We start from the raw sequence: 16,010 nt of genomic DNA, 5'->3' as shown, positions 1-16,010 counted from the left end.
CCGGTCGAGGGTGTCCAGTAGCCGGCACCACCGAGCGCCTTATCACGCCATGTCTTTCGGGAGGAAACAAATGAGCTCTGTCCAGGACTCCGTCATCGAGGTCTTCGCCAGCAGGTTCGACATCGACAAGGAGTCGATCACGCCGGACGCGACCTTCGACGATCTGGGCCTCGACTCGCTTTCCCAGCTCGAACTCGCGACCGCGGTGAAGAAGCGGCTTGGAGTGGAGATCTCGGACGAGGAACTGTCCGAGATCTCCGTGGTCGCCGACTTGGTCTCCCTGGTCGAGACGAAGGGCGTGAATGTCCGATGACCCCATTCGCCGCGGCGATCACCGGAATCGGCCTGGTGACGCCGGCCGGGATCGGGGTCGAAGAGAACTGGCAGGGCGTACTCAAGGCGAAGAAGACGGCCGCCCATGATTCCGAACTGACGGACCTTCCCGTGGACATCGCATGCCGGGTACCGGACTTCTCCGCGGCGCGCAGGGGTCTGCGTAACGCCTGGCAGTTCGACCGGTACGCGCAATTCGCCATCGTGGCCGCGCGCGATGCCCTGGCCGATGCCGGGCACCAGCCGGGCGCTTGGGCGGACAGCGCCAGAGTGGCCGTGCTGATCGGCTCGGGTGCCGGCAGTACGGCGACACTCGAGGCCCAGCACAAGGTCCTCCTTGAGGAAGGACCTTCGGAAGTCTCGGCCATGACACTGCCCATGGGGCTGCTCAACATGGCAGCCGGCCAGCTGGCGATCGACGTCGGCGCCAACGGTCCCTGCCTGGCGCCCTGTTCGGCCTGCGCCTCGGGGGCCAGCGCCATCGGGATCGGGCGCGAGTTGCTGCGGACCGGTGTCGCCGACATCGTCATCGCCGGTGGCGCGGAGGCTCCCGTCACGCCCTTGTACTCGTCGACGTTCGCCCGCATGCGCGCGCTGTCGCGGCGGACGGACACACCAGGGACGGCGTCACGGCCCTTCGACGCGACGCGAGACGGGTTCGTCCTCGGCGAGGGTGCCGGAGTGGTCGTCCTGGAGTCCGAGGAGCACGCCCGGGCACGCGGGGCGCGTACGTACGGCAAGGTGATCGGCTATGGCGCTTCAGCCGATGCCCACTACGTGACGTCCCCGCATCCTGAGGGACGGGGCGCCGAACTGGCGGTACGCGCGGCACTTGCCGATGCCGGTGTGAGCGGATCCGACGTGCGGTACGTCAACGCGCACGGCACGTCAACCCCGCTCAACGACGTCGTCGAGTCCGGCGTGATCCGCCGCGTGATCGGCTCCGACGCGGCGGTCAGCTCCACGAAGGGTGTCACCGGACACCCGCTCGGTGCGGCTGGTGCCATCGAGGCGGCCTTCGCCGCGCTCGCCGCGTACCACGGGCTCATCCCGCCGACGGCGAACCTCAAGGATCCGGACTCCCGTATCGACATCGACCTCGTCTACAAGGAGCCGCGCTCCGGCTCCGTCGACATCGCTCTGAGCAATTCCTTCGGCTTCGGCGGCCAGAACACGGCTCTGCTGATCGCCGCCTGACCCCGAAGCCCTGACCGACCGCGCATGTGAGGAGACGGAGACGCGATGACCAGTGCCACGGTTCCGGGCCCGGCGGAATCCAACGAGGGTGACGCCGGCCGTGCAGAGCTGACCGGATTGATCTTCGACGGTGCTTACGAGGACGTGCACGCCGACATCCGGGCGCTGTTGCTCGCCCCGGTCTTCGACGCCCGCGACGGACTGAGCCTGCCCGAGGCCGGGCGACTGGCCTACGAGCGGTCCCGCTTCGTTCACGGGCGCCTCGAGCGGCCGCTGGAGATCCTGAAGAACCCGCGCCGGCTGTTTGCGCTGGCCGAATGGCCCTCCCTGCTGGACGTAGCGACGTTCTCGCTGCTGATGGTCCACTACAACCTCTGCTTCGGCACTGTGGCGGAGCACGGCGGTGACCGGGAGGACCTGAAGGACTACGTCGAAGAGCTCGACGGCCTGGAGTCGTTCGGCCCGTACATGGCCACCGAGCTCGGCTACGGCAACAACGTGGCGGCGTTGCGCACGGAAGCGGCCTACGACCGTGACACCGAGACCTTCGTACTCAACACGCCGGACCCGCTCGCACAGAAGTACATGTCGTACAGCGGTTTCCAGGATGTTCCGAAGGTCGCGGTGGTGCTGGCCAGGCTGAAGGCCGACGGGAAGGACCACGGCGTCTATCCCTTCATCGTCCGCATCAGCGATGCGACGGGCCTGTGCGAAGGCGTCCACGCCGCGTCCTGCCCGGAGAAGCCCGTGCAGGGTCTCGACAACGGCCTGACCTGGTTCGACCACGTGCGCGTGCCGCGCCGCAACCTGCTCCTCGGCGACATGGGCGAGTTCACGCAGGACGGCGCCTTCAAGCCGGCCGCGGGCAATCAGCGCAAGCGGTTCCTGAAGGCGATGAGCCGCATCCAGCCCGGCAGGCTCTGTGTGTCCAGCGCGGCCGTCGGAGCGGGCCGGGCGAGCGTGTATATCGCCCTGAGGTACGCGGCGCAGCGGCTCACCAATGCCCCCGGCCGTAACGACATGCCTGTCATCGAGTACCGAAGCCACCAGCTGTCCCTCTTCACACAGCTGGCCAAGGTCTACGCGATGACCTTCCTGCTCAACCACGCCAAGCGGCGTTACCTGAGCCAGGCCGGCGAGATCTCGGCCGAGCTCGGCGTGCTCATCGCCCTCACGAAGGCCCTCACCACCTGGGAGATGACGGAGACCGTCGCCGTCTGCCGGGAACGCTGCGGTGCCCAGGGCATCTTCAGCGCCAACCGGATTGCGGACTACGGTTCCCTGCTCCAGGGCCTGGTCACCGCGGAGGGCGACAACCAGGTGCTGCTCGCGACCACCGCGGGCCAGTTGCTTGCCCGACCCGCCGCCGCGACCGCCGCGGAGCCCCGGGCCGAGCGTGGCCCCGACGGTCTCCTGGACCTGGACCTGCTGGTGGGGATCCTGGGTAAGAGGGAGCGGTCGCTGCATGAGGAGGGCCGTGCCCGGATGGCGGACGACGCCGACCGCACGTACTTCGAAGCGTGGAACAGCACCATGAACTCCGCGCTGGCCATGGCCCGTACGCAAGCGGTACGGGTGACACTCGAGTGCTTCGCCGCCGCCGTCGGCGATGCGCACGAGCCGTCCGTGCGTGCCGCGCTGCACGAACTGGCTCTTCTCTACGCGCTGACCGAGCTCCAGCGCGACGCGGGCTGGTACTTGGCGCAGGGCGCGCTGACTGCTCAGGAGGTGCGGGCGCTGCCCGATCTGATCGACGAGGCGTGCACACGCATTCTCCCGCATACGTCGCTGCTGATCGACGGCTTCCAGCTGTCGCCCGAGCTGCTGCGCTCCCCGATAGCCGCGGACGACTACGTCTCCGCCTTCCAGGCGCTCACCGGAGCGGGCCCGTCCGCCACCGCGACAGGAGGGAAGTGACCATGGCCCGGCACGTATACCGCTGTCCGCTGCGCTGGGCGGACATGGACGTCTACGGGATCGTCAACAACGTCAACTTCCTTCGATATCTGGAGGAGGCCCGCGTCGACTTCATCTTCCGCATGACACCGACCGAGGGCGATGCCTTCTTCAAGGACGGTTCGGTGGTGGTCAGTCACGAGATCTCGTACAAGAGGCAACTGGTTCACCGGCACGAGCCGGTCGAGATCGAGATGTGGGTGTCACGGCTCCAGTCGGCCACGGTCGCCATCGACTACGACGTCAAGGACGGCGACACCGTGTACGCATCCGCCTCGACTGTCATGGCTCCTTTCGACTACAAGGCAGGACGCCCACGTCGACTCGCCGACGCGGAGATCGCCTTTTTCGAGAAGTACCTCGAAGAGGAGGAGTGAATGCGCCTGCTGCGGATCGGACCACCGGGGGAGGAGCGCCCTTGCGCCGTCCACGCGGACGGTACGGTGCGCGACTTCTCGGCATGGGTTCCCGACTGGAGCGGCGCCTCACTTGATCCTTGTCGACTGCGTGAACTCGCCGAGCGCCTGGCCCACGAGGGTTCGAAGTTGCCTGTCGCCGGCCCGCACGAGCGGGTCGGCCCGCCAGTGCGGCCCGGTGGCCACGTGCTGTCCATCGGCCTGAACTACCGAGCGCACGCGGTGGAGGCCGGGATGGAGGTGCCCACCGAGCCCTACGTGTCCAGCAAGGCGCCTTCGACAGTGGTCGGGCCCTTCGACGACCTCGTCATTCCGCCCGGCAGCCGCAAGACGGACTGGGAGGTGGAACTGGCCGTGATCATCGGGCGTCGTGCCCAGTACCTGGCCGACCGGCAACATGCTCTCGACCACGTCGCGGGCTTCTGCACGGCCGACGACGTCTCGGAGCGCGGCTGGCTGCTGGAGCGGGGCGGTCAGTGGATCAAGGGCAAGTCGTTCGAGACCTTCACCCCGCTGGGGCCGCACCTGGTGACCCCGGACGAGGTGGGTGATCTGCAGTCGCTGAGGCTGACCTGCCATGTGAACGGCCGTCAGATGCAGGACGGCCACACCGGCGACATGGTCTTCGATGTCGCCCACGTCGTCTGGTACCTCAGCCAGTTCCTGGTGTTGCAGCCGGGAGACGTCGTGCTGACCGGTTCCCCCGCAGGCATCTCCCTGGCCCGGCCCGACGTGGACTTCCTGCGCCCCGGAGACCTGCTCGAGGTGGAGGTGGGCGGGCTCGGCGCACAACGCCAGCGGTGCCGCGCCTTCGAGAGCGGGGAAGAGGTCGTCACCGCCCCCGGATCCACGGGGGTCCGATGATCGAGGAGGTCGTCCCGAGGCGCGTCGCGGGACGCGAGGCGTACGGCGACTCGGAGGGCATCACCCTGCACCCGGAGGAGGAAGCCGTCGCACGCCACTTCGCGACTCCGCGGCGGGCGGCGTTCACGACCGGGAGACACTGCGCCCACCAGGCCTTGGGGGACTTGGGAGAACCCGTCGGGGCGATCCTGAGGTCGCCCGGCGGCGCTCCGCACTGGCCTGCTTCGGTGGTCGGGAGCATCACGCACTGCGACGGCTATCGCGCGGCCGCGGTCGCCAGTCGGGCCCACGCCAGGGCGGTCGGTATCGATGCCGAGCCGAACCGCGAAGTCCCCGAGGACGTAATGGAGTTCATCTCGACACCTCAAGAGCGCCGCCACGTGCGGGAGCTGATCGCCAGTCGTCGCGAGGTGTGCTGGGACCGCTTGCTCTTCAGCGTCAAGGAAAGCGTCTACAAGGTCTGGCACCCGCTGACCGGGCGGTTCCTCGGCTTTCGGGAGGCCGAGGTCGACTTCGCAGCCGACACGGCGGCGTTCGACGTACGGCTGCGCCCTCGCGGCGGGCGGCACCAGCACCTTCCCGAGAAGGTGCACGGCCGCTGGACGAGCCGCAATGGCCTGCTGCTCACTGCGATCACGCTGTCGGTCACAGAAGGAGAGAGCTAGGAATGCCCCCTCAGACGCAGACGTGTGACGATCCAGCGGTACCCGGTGACGCCTTGAGCCGCCTGGCCGAACTGCGTGAGATCAAGCGGGTGGCGCGCCGGGGACCGAGCGAGCGCGCCACCGCGGCCCAGCACGCCAAGGGCAAACTCACGGCGCGGGAGCGGATCGAACTGCTGCTGGACCCGGGTTCGTTCACCGAGGTGGAGACCCTGCGCCGCCACCGGGCCACGGGCTTCGGCCTGGAGACGAAGAGGCCGCACACGGATGGCGTGGTCACGGGCTGGGGCTCCGTGGAGGGCCGGACGGTCTTCGTGTACGCCCACGACTTCCGCATCTTCGGCGGTGCCCTGGGCGAGGCCCACGCCGAGAAGATACACAAGATCATGGACATGGCCATGGCGGCCGGAGCGCCACTCGTCTCCCTCAACGACGGCGCGGGCGCCCGCATCCAGGAGGGCGTCAGCGCGCTCGCAGGCTACGGCGGCATCTTCCGCCGCAACGCCCAGGCCTCGGGCGTCATCCCGCAGATCTCGGTGATCCTGGGCCCGTGCGCCGGAGGAGCCGCGTATGCCCCGGCCCTGACGGACTTCGTGTTCATGGTTCGCGACACGTCGCAGATGTTCATCACCGGGCCCGACGTGGTCCGGGCGGTCACCGGCGAGGAGATCACGCAGAACGGGCTCGGCGGCGCGGACGTGCACGCCGGGACGTCGGGCGTCGCGCACTTCGCGTACGACGACGAGGTGACCTGCATCGCCGAGGTGCGCTACCTGTTGTCGCTACTGCCTTCCAACAACCGTGAGATGCCTCCCGTTTGTCCGACGACCGACCCTCCTGACCGTCGCTGCGACGACCTGCTGCGCATCGTGCCGACCGACGGCAAGGTGCCGTACGACATGATGGAGGTCATCGAAGGGTTCGTCGACGACGGTGAATGCCTCGAGGTCCACGAGCGCTGGGCCACCAACGTGATCTGCTGTCTGGCGCGCGTCGGCGGCCGGCCGGTCGGGGTCGTCGCCAGCCAACCACAGCGCCTGGCCGGCGTGTTGGACATCAAGGCCTCGGAAAAGGCCGCGCGCTTCGTGCAGATGTGTGATGCCTTCAACATCCCGCTCATCACGTTGCTCGACGTACCGGGCTTCCTGCCCGGTGTCGCTCAGGAGCACGACGGCATCATCCGGCACGGTGCCAAACTGCTCTACGCGTACTGCACCGCCACCGTGCCCCGCATCCAACTGATCTTGCGCAAGGCTTACGGAGGGGCATACATCGTGATGGACTCCCGCTCCATCGGAGCCGACCTGGCCTTCGCCTGGCCGACCAACGAGATCGCCGTGATGGGCGCGGAAGGCGCCGCGAACGTCGTCTTCCGCCGGCGGATCGCCGAGGCGGAGAACCCCGAGGCGGTGCGCGAGCAGGTCGTCAAGGAATACAAGGCGGAACTCATGCACCCGTACTACGCGGCGGAGCGCGGGCTCGTCGACGATGTCATCGACCCCGCCGACACCCGCGACGTCCTGGTCCGCGCGCTGACGATGCTGTGCACCAAGCGCGGTGAGCAACCGGCGCGCAAGCACGGCAATCCGCCCGTCTGACCCCCAGTCCACACCATCCCGGAGGAGCCTCATGCCGGTCGAGTTCGCCCACCAGCCCGCCGTCCCCACCCTGGACCCCGAGCGGGAGCGTTTGATGTCCGACCCCGCCTTCGGTGAGGTGTTCACCGACCACATGGTGACGATCAAGTGGGCCGAGGAGCGCGGCTGGTACGACGCTCGGGTCGAGCCGTACGGCCCGATCGCTCTCGAACCCTCCGCCCAGGTCTTCCACTACGGGCAGGAGATCTTCGAGGGCATGAAGGCGTATCGCCGCCCGGACGCGTCGGTGGCGACCTTCCGGCCGTACGCGAATGCCGCGCGGCTGAACTCCTCCTGCCAGCGGATGGCGATGCCGCCTCTCCCCGAGGACACCTACGTCGAAGCCTTGGAGCGGTTGGTCGCCGCCGACCAGAAGTGGGTTCCCCGCCAGCCGGGACACAGCCTGTACCTGCGGCCCTTCATGATCGCGACGCAACGGTCCATCGGCTTCTACCAGCCGTCCACCGAGTACCTGTTCGTGGTGATCGCATCGCCTGCGGCTGCCTACTTCAAGGCCGGGCCCCAGCCCGTCTCCGTGTGGGTGCCGAGCGAGCACGTGCGGGCAGCGCCGGGTGGCACGGGCGCCGCGAAGTGCGGTGGCAACTACGCAGGGACGCTGTTGGCCATGGAGGAGGCCCGGCGGCAGGGCTGCGACCAGGTGGTGTGGCTGGACGCGGTGGAGCGTCGTTGGGTGGAGGAGATGGGCACCAGCAACCTGTTCTTCGTCTACGGATCGCGGCTGGTCACACCGGAGTTGACGGGCACCCTGCTGCCGGGCATCACCAGGGACTCGCTGCTGACACTGGCCGGGGACCTCGGTTACACGGCGGAGGAGGGGCGGATCAGCGTCGATCAGTGGCGTGCGGACGCGGAGGCCGGAGCGCTCACGGAGGTGTTCTCGTGCGGTACTTCGTCGATGATCACGCCCGTGAGCCGGATCAAGAGCGTCGATGGACAGTGGACGGTGGGCGGTGGCGGCGTCGGGCCCGTCACGGTGCGGCTGCGGGAAGAGCTCATGGGCATCCAGGCCGGCGAGCGTCCCGACCCGTACGGCTGGGTCCACAAGCTTGCCTGAGCACCGCCCGTACCGTACGCGGGCACGATCGAAAGGAGGAATTCGGTGAGCCGATCCGTTCTCATCACCGGAGGCAATCGGGGCATAGGCCACGCAGTCGCGCGAGCCTTCGCGGACGCCGGCGAGCAGGTCGCGATCACGTACCGGTCCGGCGAGCCGCCTCGTGACCTCGTGGACGCGGGCTGTCTCGCCGTGCGCTGCGATGTCACGAACACCGAGCAGGTGGAGATGGCGTTCAAGGACATCCAGGCACGGCACGGCCCCGTCGAGGTGCTGGTCGCCAATGCCGGTATCACGCGGGACAACCTGCTGCTGCGCATGCCGGAGGACGACCTCAGTGCGGTGCTCGAAACGAACCTTGTCGGAGCCTTCCGTGTCCTCAAACGGGCCACGGCCGGCATGCTGCAGGCCTGCAAGGGGCGTGTCGTCCTGGTCTCGTCCGTAGTTGGTCTGCACGGCTCTGCCGGGCAGACCAACTACGCTGCCTCCAAAGCAGGGTTGGTGGGCCTGGCTCGCTCCTACGCCCGCGAGATGGGCCCACGCGGCGTCACCTGCAACGTTGTCGCCCCAGGCTTCGTCGACACCGACATGACCCGGGCTCTGAACGAGAGACAGCGCGCCGCCGCGCTCGCGAAGGTCCCGCTGGCGCGTCTGGCCACTCCGGAGGAGATCGCGGCGACGGTACGGTTCCTCGCGTCGGACGGCGCCTCATACATCACCGGTGCCGTCATCCCCGTGGACGGCGGCATGGGGATGGGGCACTGAACCCTCCGAGCCCTTACACGTGCTCGCTGACCAGCACGGCCCAGGTGCCCGGCTCCAGTGCGCGGAACACATGGGGCAGATCGGCCGGGTAAGTGATGGCGTCACCAGGGCCCAGTTCCACAGCATCGTCGGCCAGCCCCACCAGCGCCCGGCCGGAGCCCAGCACCACGTGCTCCACGACTCCCGGCATGTGCGGGTCCGACGTGCGCTGGTGCCCCGGCTCGGCGGTGATGCGGTAGATGTCGCGTCGCGCGCCGGGCGGGCAGGCCGAGAGCAGGACGGCGTGGTAGTCGGCCTGGGCGGAGGAGACGGCAGCCCCTTCCCCGACCCTGATCACCTGGACCCGGGGCTGACGGGGTTCGACCAACCGGGCGAACGGCGTATCCAGTGCGACACAGAGCGCCCAGAGAGTCTCCAGGCTGGGGTTTCCCGAGCCCGATTCCAGTTGGGAGAGAGTGGATTTGGCGATCCCCGCCCGCTGCGCGACCTCGCTGAGGCTCAGGCCGGCGCGGTTGCGTTCTCGGCGTAGAGCGGCGGCGATGGCCTCCAGCGGGGGCTTCGTGGAGTCGGTTGCTGTCGGGGGTGTCTTCATAGGGCGTTCGCTCCACCGGTCGACTGTTCGTCTTGACGAACGAACTTCGTGGCGTTCATCATGTACTCCATGCGTTCGATATGGAGAACTCTAGAGCGCGAAGTGCTCCGTGACGTGGCATTGGTGTGTCTGGCGGTTGGTGTCATCGGCCTGTCCTACGGCGCGATCGCGGTGGCATCAGGGTTCCCTCTGTGGGTGCCGGTACTGCTGGGAGTGCTCGTCGTCGCCGCGTCCTCGGAGTTCCTGTTCATCGGGATTATCGCCGCGGGCGGCAGCCCGATTGCAGCCGTGCTGGCGGGGCTGCTGGTCAACGCCCGGCACCTGCCCTTCGGGCTGGCCATTCCGGAGGTGATCGGCCGCGGCTGGCGTCGGTTCCTCGGCACACACCTGATGAATGACGAGACCGTTGTCTTCGCCCTGGCGCAGAAGGATCTGCCCGCCAAGCGCGCCGCGTACCGGCTGTGCGGACTCGGCATCTTGGTGTGCTGGCCGCTTGGCGCCCTCTTGGGCGGCATGGCCGGTGCGGTGATCAAGGACACGGATGCCCTCGGCTTGGACGCCATGTTCCCGGCGGTCATCCTGGCGCTGATCCTGCCGGCCCTGCGTGACCGGAAGACCCGGACCGCGGCCCTTGTCGGCTCCGCGCTCGCTCTGGTCGCGACACCGTTCCTGCCGGTCGGGCTGCCCGTCCTGCTGGCGTTGGTCGGTCTCATCTTGGCGACCGAGCGTGTACGAGAGGATGAAGGCGCGCGATGACGAACACTCCGTTGCTGGTCGGGGCGATGCTCGTGCTGGCCATCGGAACGTATGCCTTCCGTCTGGCGGGCCCGGCGTTGCGCTCCAGGGTCGATTTCCCGCCCGCGGTGGAGAAGCTCATGGAGCGCTCCGCGGTGGTGTTGCTCGCCGCCCTGGTTGCCACCACCGCACTGTTCGAGGCTCATGAGTGGGCGGGGGTGGCCCGCCCGGTCGGAGTGCTGGTAGGAGGTCTCCTCGCGTGGCGCAAGGCGCCGTTCGTCGTGGTGGTCCTGGGGGCCGCCGTATGCACGGCCCTGCTGCGGCTGGTGGGCGTCTCCTGAGCGCGTACGGTGGCCGGCCCCGCGGCCGTCCGGTGCATGGACGGGGCGGGAATCCGTCTGGTCAGCCGTGTCCGCGGGCGTGCACGAGAGGCGTGGAGCAGGGAGGCGAGGGGAGCACGGGTGAGGTGCGGTTGCTGATGTGCACCGCCCAGGCGAAGGCGACGATCCCCGCCTGCAGGCGAGACTCCACGTTGAGCTTGGCCAGCACCTGTGCCACGTGCGCCTTCACCGTCCGTTCGGTGACTTTCAGGAACGTGGAGATCGAACGGTTCGAAGCACCCTCGGCCAGCAGACAGAAGACTTCGAACTCGCGTTGCGACAGGGCCGAGACCTTGTCGAATAAGGTCCCCCACATATGATCGGGCTCAGCGGCGTAAGGCCTTCGGCGGGTGCTGTGCGTAGGGATCGGGGCAGCTTGAGTGGCGATTACGGGGTTCCTGTCGTGTGAGTGAGCCGGGGCGGCCGAGGCCGGCGCTCTATGGGGCATGCCGACGCCGGAGCGGTCACGTTCGTGGCTGCCGGCCCGGCTGAGAGCGCGCTGTTCGCCCATGTGTGCCCCAAGCGCCGCGCCCCCGTTCACGAGGTTTGCCTCAATACCGCCGGCAAGTGGATCGCGGGGACCGAACACCCCTGCGTCCCGCAGCCGGTTCTCCGGGGTGCAAGGGTGTTCGGTGTCGGGCCGTCGGCCGTGGGTCAGCTGGGCCTGAGCGTGCGATAGATCTCGGCCCAGTTCTCGGCGAGCAGGTCGAGGTAGGCCGTGAAGCCCCATTCCAGTTGCTTGATGTCCTCGAGCGAGCTGCAGGCCTTGGCGGCGGTCGACAGGGAGTGGACCTTGTGTTCCTTCTCGGTGGCCCCTATGTGCAGGTAGAAGAACTCGCACTGCTCGTGGAACTCTTCGAACCCGTAGTGGCGGCGGTAGTTGCGCACGCCCTCGTACAGGCTGACCAGCTGCGGATACGCGTGCCACTCCTGGGCAAGCAGGGCGCCGCAGACCTCCTGCGGATACGGGCTGCTGAACACCTTCTCGCTCTCCTCGATGAGGCGCAGTGTCGAAGGCAGCACCGGGGCCTTCACCGTGTCCAGGTCGACGTCGTGGCCGCGCATCCGGCTCAGCAGACTCTCGAGGAAGTCGCGCAGGATCACCGAGTGCGCCTTGGCGGGGTCTCCGTGACCCATCTCGTCGTAGAGGTTCTCCACCGTTTCAGCACGTGCTGTGAGGTCCTTCATGTGCAGGAAGGCCAGTGCGATACGGATCGGGGTACGTCGCACACGCTCGTAAAAGTTCTTGGCGACGAGTTCCACCTCGTCGACGGTGAGCTCTTCGGCGATCCACATGTCATAGAAGGCGTTGTTCACCGCGGGGTGCTCGGCGCACCCGCGTGCCAGGGCGTGGATGCGGTCGTACGCCTCCTCCAGCGTGAGCTGCGACGGCTGATCCGAAATGACGGTCACATCTGCTCCGTTACGTTGCGGGCTTCTGCGTTCCTTGAGTGGTGCGGTGGGCTCTGGGTCAGTCAGTCCACGAGGTGGATGCACAAGGCAGGGCATGCCTTGGCGCACTGCTCCGCGAGCGCCACCTGGTGCTCGGGTACCTCGGCCTGGCTGCCCTCGCCTCCAGGCTGGTCGAGGACTTCGCCGTCCTGGCGCACGTACGCCAGGAAGCCGTCCCCGATGGCGAACAACTCCGGTGCCTCCTCTTCGCAAAGGCCGCTGTTCTGGCACTGGGACTGGTCGATCCACATGCGCATGACGTCTCACTTCCCTTCTGACGGTGGCTTCGCCGATGCCTACGCGTCGTCCCTGCGGATGACCGCGCCGGCCCGGTAGGTCTCCTCCACCACGACCCGGATCCACTCGGCGTAGCGGATGGTGTGCTTGAGTTCGTCGACGGTGAACTCGTCGCTTTCGTCATGGCTCATCCGTACGACTCGGAAGTCGCCGACCATGGGTGTCAGCACCTTCTCGGTGCCTTCGGCCAGGCGGTAGCCCAGGGCGAACGAAGCCCGGCCGCCGCTGGAGCAACCTATGCTCTGGTGGCCTCGGTAATGGGCGTCCTCGTTGCGGAACAGCATGTGTCCGCCGTGCTTCTCCACGAACTGGCCCTGCATGCAGCCGGGGCCGTACAAGCTGCGGATGGCCCCGCGCTTCAGCTTCAGCATGCGGGCGCGGATGGTGCGTTGGAGTTGGTCGTCGGAGTCGTGCCCCAACCGCTCGGCGTAGTCGGCCAGTTCGATCCCGTCGCGCAACTGCGTCTCGGTGAAGAACGCCTGACTCGTCGTCATCTCGTGCGGCCGGTCCAGCATGTTACCCATCGGGCAGGTGAGCGTCACGTGATCCGCACGCAGCACGGGGTCCTTGAGAGCCGCCGCCATGATCGCGCGGAGTACGGATGCACTCTGAGCGTCTTGGGCGATGGCCTTGCGCGTCACGGCGGCCAGCTGATCGGCCGTGGAGGTGCCGTCGCCAGAGCCGGGCAGGGTGGCCAGCGCTTCCTCGGCCGGCATCGGGAGCACGCTTCGATCGACGTCCCCGCGCGGGAACACTCCCTCGGTACGGAACCAGGCGCGCCCGTCGATGATCGAGTACAGCTCATGAGTCTCCTCGACCAGTGCGCGCATGCGCGCCACCCGGAACGCCAGGTCGAGCAGGGCCTGGGGTGCGGCCTCGTCCGGGGCGACGACAGACGCGTACAGCGCGTGGCGCGCAAGCAATGCAGTGCGCACTGCCGCCGAGTCCGCCCGGTCCTCGAGCTCGTCGAGTCCGATGGCGGCGGCGTTCAGCGTGAACAGGGTCAGGGCGAGGTCCGCCTCCTTGTCGTCCCATTCCTCAGGGGCACGCTCGCTCAGAGACTCCAGGGCCGAGCGCAGGTCGGCGCGCACGCGGTACTCGCCCCGGTACACCAGCCAGTGGTGGCGGCTGTAGATGAGCGGCCGGAGGCACGCGGCGAGGACGCCGGCCAAACAGTTCGGGTCCGGTGACGCACCCACAGCGGTGCGGAACGCCGCCGCCGTATCGATACCGGCAAGGTGGGCATTCGACGAGGACACAGGCACGGGCATTGCTTCCCCTCTTGGTTCTTGACGTGACAGCAGTCGTGGTAAGCAGGAGGGCGGTTCGTCCGGGGCATCGGGCGGCGGAGTCCACGGGGACCCTGCGCGCCGGCGTCGCGTGGTCCACGGCCTGGTGTTCGGATGCGGAAACCTGCCTCGCGCATCGTCACTCGCCATGTTCGTCTGGCTTGTTGAAGATGTGTGACGTGACGTCGTTCTTCACGGGAAGCGAAGTGCGCCGGCGGGGCAGACCTGGTGACGGCCATGCAGAGCCGGGCCGGCCGTGCGCTGGGTGGGCAACGAAGATCCCATCACTTCACCGGTCGGCTTGCATTCGTAGCCCTCAAGCGGCGGATTCAACCGCTCGTCGCAACACCTTGATCATGGAGGTGTCCGATGGGGCGTCCGGCAGGGTGGACGACGGCGGTTACGGGACGTCCGGCGATGCGCTCTCCAGGCAAGCCACCGGTCCGCAGGGATGCGGAACGCGCCTTCTGGAAGAAGATCGCCGAAGGGCTGACCAGCGAGGACGCGGCGGTTGCGTGCGGTGTGTCGGGGCCGGTCGGCTCACGCTGGTTCAGGGAACGTGGCGGAATGCCGTCGATCCAGCTTGACCCGGTCTCGGGCAGATATCTCTCCTTCGAGGAGCGCGAGGACATCGCGCTGCTGAAGGCCCAGGATGCCGGGGTCCGGGAGATCGCCCGCCGGCTGGGCAGGGACCCGTCGACGATCTCGCGGGAACTGCGGCGCAACGCCGCCACGCGCTGCGGGCAGTTCACCTACCGAGCCTCGGTCGCACAGTGGAAGGCCGAACTGGCCGCTCAGCGGCCGAAGACGTCCAAGCTGGCCGGCAATGAGCGGCTGCGCGAGTACGTTCAGGACCGCCTTGCTGGAGAGCTCCGTCACCCGGACGGCACACCGGTGGCGGGACCCACGGCACCGCGGTGGAAGGGGCGGAACAAGCCCAGGCGTCAGGACCGCCGTTGGGCCACCTCGTGGAGCCCGCAGCAGATCTCCCACCGGCTGACGGCCGACTTCCCTGATGATGAGTCCATGCGCATCTCGCACGAGGCGATCTACCAGGCCCTCTACATCCAGGGCCGCGGAGCGCTGAAACGTGAGCTCGTCGCCTGCCTGCGCACCGGCCGGGCACTACGGGTGCCCAGGCCCGGACCGCCGGCCGGGGGAAGAAGTTCGTGACCGAGGAGGTGCTGATCAGCCAGCGGCCCGCCGAGGCAGAAGACCGAGCGGTTCCCGGGCACTGGGAGGGCGACCTCATCATCGGCCTGAACAGCTCCGCTATCGGCACCCTGGTGGAACGCACCAGCAGGTTCACGATGCTGCTGCACCTGCCGCCCATGCCCGGCCATGGCGGCCCACGGGCCAAGAACGGTCCCGCGCTGGCCGGTCACGGAGCCGGGGCCGTACGGGAAGCTCTCGCGGAGGCGATCACCGACCTGCCCGCCCAGCTCCGCAAGTCCCTGACCTGGGACCAGGGTTCGGAGCTGGCGCAACACGCCCAGCTCCGTATCGACACCGGTCTGGAGATCTACTTCGCCGACCCGCACAGTCCCTGGCAGCGGGGAACGAACGAGAACACCAATGGCCTGCTCCGGCAGTACTTTCCGAAGGGCACCGACCTCAGCAGGCATACCCGCGAGGACCTCGCTGCCGTCGCCGCGGCCCTCAACAGCAGACCCCGCAAGACCCTTGGCTGGAGGACACCCGCCGAAACTCTCGGCAGTCACCTACTATCAACACAAAGCGGAAGTGTTGCGACGACTCCTTGAACCTGAGCATTTCACCCCGTTCATTCTGCGCTTCGCCACGCTCTACGGGCTGGCGCCGAGGATGCGTTTCGACTTGGCTGTCAACGTCATGACTGGCGACGCTGTACACAAGGGCAGGGTGACTGTGAACGGGGGTCGTCAATGGCGGCCATTCCTGCATGTTCAGGACGCGGCGAAGGCCATACATCTGGCACTGGCGGCGGATCGCACGGCCATCACCCCGCAGGTCTACAACTGCGGGCCGCTCGCGGACGGCCACCAGATCATCGATGTCGCGCGCCTGATTGCTGCGGAGGTCCCCGGAACCGAGCTGGTCGTGCAGGACACCGTGGCCGACAACCGTGACTACCGAGTCGACTTCAGCCGCATCCATCGCGACCTCGGTTTCTCCGCCGACCTGCGGGTGGTGGACGGAATCCGGGAGATCAAGAGTCGGCTCGACGCGGGGGAGTTCAAGGAATACGCGGACGCCCGCTACAGCGATCTCTTGGCGCTGGCGGAATCCCTGCACTGCGAGGATCCGGCCAGTGAATGTCGTACCGACCGAACCTGGCCCCACCTCACTTTGAGCACCACGGCTTGACCGTCAATGGAAGC

Annotated in this window: 17 protein-coding genes and 1 pseudogene; 13 read left to right on the top strand and 5 right to left on the bottom strand. The window is 67.8% G+C overall.

What is annotated here, in order from left to right:
* Positions 1–70: 70 nt before the first annotated feature.
* The 9 genes from ACZ4WS_RS42655 to fabG are packed head-to-tail and all read left to right on the top strand — an operon-like array spanning position 71 to position 8,905.
* Positions 71–313: an acyl carrier protein gene (locus ACZ4WS_RS42655; protein ID WP_467988793.1), complete on the top strand. Its 243-nt coding sequence runs from the start codon at positions 71–73 to the stop codon at positions 311–313.
* On the top strand, positions 310–1,530 hold the full coding sequence (locus ACZ4WS_RS42650) for a beta-ketoacyl-[acyl-carrier-protein] synthase family protein (protein WP_467988791.1): 1,221 nt from the start codon (positions 310–312) through the stop codon (positions 1,528–1,530). Before ACZ4WS_RS42655 ends, ACZ4WS_RS42650 begins: the two co-directional genes overlap by 4 nt.
* A 45-nt stretch (positions 1,531–1,575) precedes the next feature.
* The gene (locus tag ACZ4WS_RS42645) at positions 1,576–3,447 is read left to right on the top strand and encodes an acyl-CoA dehydrogenase family protein (RefSeq protein WP_467988789.1); all 1,872 of its coding nucleotides are present in this window, start codon (positions 1,576–1,578) and stop codon (positions 3,445–3,447) included.
* A gap of 2 nt (positions 3,448–3,449) precedes the next feature.
* Positions 3,450–3,863 carry an acyl-CoA thioesterase gene (locus ACZ4WS_RS42640; RefSeq protein WP_467988787.1) on the top strand — a complete coding sequence of 138 codons (414 nt, stop codon included), beginning with the start codon at positions 3,450–3,452 and terminating at the stop codon, positions 3,861–3,863.
* Positions 3,864–4,766, top strand: coding sequence for a fumarylacetoacetate hydrolase family protein (locus ACZ4WS_RS42635; RefSeq protein ID WP_467988786.1), 903 nt, complete (start codon positions 3,864–3,866; stop codon positions 4,764–4,766).
* Positions 4,763–5,431 (top strand): 4'-phosphopantetheinyl transferase family protein, encoded by a 669-nt coding sequence (locus ACZ4WS_RS42630; protein ID WP_467988784.1) that lies wholly within the window; start codon positions 4,763–4,765, stop codon positions 5,429–5,431. The genes ACZ4WS_RS42635 and ACZ4WS_RS42630 overlap by 4 nt, the downstream gene beginning before the upstream one ends.
* Before the next feature lie 2 nt (positions 5,432–5,433).
* The gene (locus tag ACZ4WS_RS42625) at positions 5,434–7,026 is read left to right on the top strand and encodes an acyl-CoA carboxylase subunit beta (protein ID WP_467988782.1); all 1,593 of its coding nucleotides are present in this window, start codon (positions 5,434–5,436) and stop codon (positions 7,024–7,026) included.
* A 31-nt stretch (positions 7,027–7,057) separates the two neighbouring features.
* Positions 7,058–8,140 carry a branched-chain amino acid aminotransferase gene (locus ACZ4WS_RS42620; RefSeq protein ID WP_467988780.1) on the top strand — a complete coding sequence of 361 codons (1,083 nt, stop codon included), beginning with the start codon at positions 7,058–7,060 and terminating at the stop codon, positions 8,138–8,140.
* A 45-nt stretch (positions 8,141–8,185) separates the two neighbouring features.
* Positions 8,186–8,905, top strand: a complete 720-nt coding sequence (fabG, locus tag ACZ4WS_RS42615; RefSeq protein WP_467988778.1) for a 3-oxoacyl-[acyl-carrier-protein] reductase — start codon at positions 8,186–8,188, stop codon at positions 8,903–8,905.
* A 13-nt stretch (positions 8,906–8,918) separates the two neighbouring features.
* On the opposite strand, the gene ACZ4WS_RS42610 is transcribed toward fabG, so the two are convergent.
* A complete protein-coding gene (locus ACZ4WS_RS42610) occupies positions 8,919–9,497 on the bottom strand; it encodes a helix-turn-helix domain-containing protein (protein WP_467988776.1) in 579 nt (192 codons plus the stop codon).
* 48 nt (positions 9,498–9,545) lie between these two features.
* Here ACZ4WS_RS42610 and ACZ4WS_RS42605 point away from each other — a divergent pair, with 48 nt between their 5' ends.
* Both ACZ4WS_RS42605 and ACZ4WS_RS42600 read left to right on the top strand, forming a co-directional pair.
* Positions 9,546–10,253, top strand: coding sequence for an AzlC family ABC transporter permease (locus tag ACZ4WS_RS42605; RefSeq protein WP_467988775.1), 708 nt, complete (start codon positions 9,546–9,548; stop codon positions 10,251–10,253).
* Complete coding sequence (locus ACZ4WS_RS42600) at positions 10,250–10,573, top strand: AzlD domain-containing protein (RefSeq protein ID WP_467988773.1); 324 nt, start codon at positions 10,250–10,252, stop codon at positions 10,571–10,573. Before ACZ4WS_RS42605 ends, ACZ4WS_RS42600 begins: the two co-directional genes overlap by 4 nt.
* 61 nt (positions 10,574–10,634) lie before the next feature.
* On the opposite strand, the gene ACZ4WS_RS42595 is transcribed toward ACZ4WS_RS42600, so the two are convergent.
* The 4 genes from ACZ4WS_RS42595 to ACZ4WS_RS42580 all read right to left on the bottom strand — a co-directional run bounded on the left by ACZ4WS_RS42595 (position 10,635) and on the right by ACZ4WS_RS42580 (position 13,632).
* Positions 10,635–10,928 (bottom strand): helix-turn-helix domain-containing protein, encoded by a 294-nt coding sequence (locus ACZ4WS_RS42595; RefSeq protein ID WP_467988771.1) that lies wholly within the window; start codon positions 10,926–10,928, stop codon positions 10,635–10,637.
* Positions 10,929–11,266: 338 nt separating this feature from the next.
* Positions 11,267–12,025: an iron-containing redox enzyme family protein gene (locus tag ACZ4WS_RS42590; RefSeq protein ID WP_467988769.1), complete on the bottom strand. Its 759-nt coding sequence runs from the start codon at positions 12,023–12,025 to the stop codon at positions 11,267–11,269.
* A gap of 62 nt (positions 12,026–12,087) precedes the next feature.
* Positions 12,088–12,321 (bottom strand): ferredoxin, encoded by a 234-nt coding sequence (locus ACZ4WS_RS42585; protein ID WP_362554797.1) that lies wholly within the window; start codon positions 12,319–12,321, stop codon positions 12,088–12,090.
* Positions 12,322–12,360: 39 nt separating this feature from the next.
* Positions 12,361–13,632, bottom strand: coding sequence for a hypothetical protein (locus ACZ4WS_RS42580; protein ID WP_467988767.1), 1,272 nt, complete (start codon positions 13,630–13,632; stop codon positions 12,361–12,363).
* Between the two features lie 387 nt (positions 13,633–14,019).
* Here ACZ4WS_RS42580 and ACZ4WS_RS42575 point away from each other — a divergent pair.
* A pseudogene (locus ACZ4WS_RS42575) lies at positions 14,020–15,413 on the top strand (IS30 family transposase).
* Positions 15,394–15,996 (top strand): NAD-dependent epimerase/dehydratase family protein, encoded by a 603-nt coding sequence (locus ACZ4WS_RS42570; RefSeq protein WP_467988765.1) that lies wholly within the window; start codon positions 15,394–15,396, stop codon positions 15,994–15,996. The pseudogene ACZ4WS_RS42575 and the gene ACZ4WS_RS42570 overlap by 20 nt, the downstream one beginning before the upstream one ends.
* Positions 15,997–16,010 lie beyond the last annotated feature (14 nt).

The sequence above is a fragment of the Streptomyces sp. NPDC029292 genome (assembly GCF_055569295.1).
The sequence above is the reverse complement of the archived record's forward strand: the minus strand, read 5'-3'. Positions and strand labels throughout refer to the sequence as shown.

Coding starts and splice junctions, on each gene's coding strand:
- ACZ4WS_RS42625 (WP_467988782.1), top strand. CDS start 5,434: ATGCCCCCTCAGACGCAGACGTGTGACGATCCAGCGGTACCCGGTGAC.
- ACZ4WS_RS42655 (WP_467988793.1), top strand. CDS start 71: ATGAGCTCTGTCCAGGACTCCGTCATCGAGGTCTTCGCCAGCAGGTTC.
- ACZ4WS_RS42645 (WP_467988789.1), top strand. CDS start 1,576: ATGACCAGTGCCACGGTTCCGGGCCCGGCGGAATCCAACGAGGGTGAC.
- ACZ4WS_RS42600 (WP_467988773.1), top strand. CDS start 10,250: ATGACGAACACTCCGTTGCTGGTCGGGGCGATGCTCGTGCTGGCCATC.
- ACZ4WS_RS42640 (WP_467988787.1), top strand. CDS start 3,450: ATGGCCCGGCACGTATACCGCTGTCCGCTGCGCTGGGCGGACATGGAC.
- ACZ4WS_RS42610 (WP_467988776.1), bottom strand. CDS start 9,497: ATGAAGACACCCCCGACAGCAACCGACTCCACGAAGCCCCCGCTGGAG.
- ACZ4WS_RS42635 (WP_467988786.1), top strand. CDS start 3,864: ATGCGCCTGCTGCGGATCGGACCACCGGGGGAGGAGCGCCCTTGCGCC.
- ACZ4WS_RS42620 (WP_467988780.1), top strand. CDS start 7,058: ATGCCGGTCGAGTTCGCCCACCAGCCCGCCGTCCCCACCCTGGACCCC.
- ACZ4WS_RS42585 (WP_362554797.1), bottom strand. CDS start 12,321: ATGCGCATGTGGATCGACCAGTCCCAGTGCCAGAACAGCGGCCTTTGC.
- ACZ4WS_RS42630 (WP_467988784.1), top strand. CDS start 4,763: ATGATCGAGGAGGTCGTCCCGAGGCGCGTCGCGGGACGCGAGGCGTAC.
- ACZ4WS_RS42650 (WP_467988791.1), top strand. CDS start 310: ATGACCCCATTCGCCGCGGCGATCACCGGAATCGGCCTGGTGACGCCG.
- ACZ4WS_RS42580 (WP_467988767.1), bottom strand. CDS start 13,632: ATGCCCGTGCCTGTGTCCTCGTCGAATGCCCACCTTGCCGGTATCGAT.
- ACZ4WS_RS42595 (WP_467988771.1), bottom strand. CDS start 10,928: ATGTGGGGGACCTTATTCGACAAGGTCTCGGCCCTGTCGCAACGCGAG.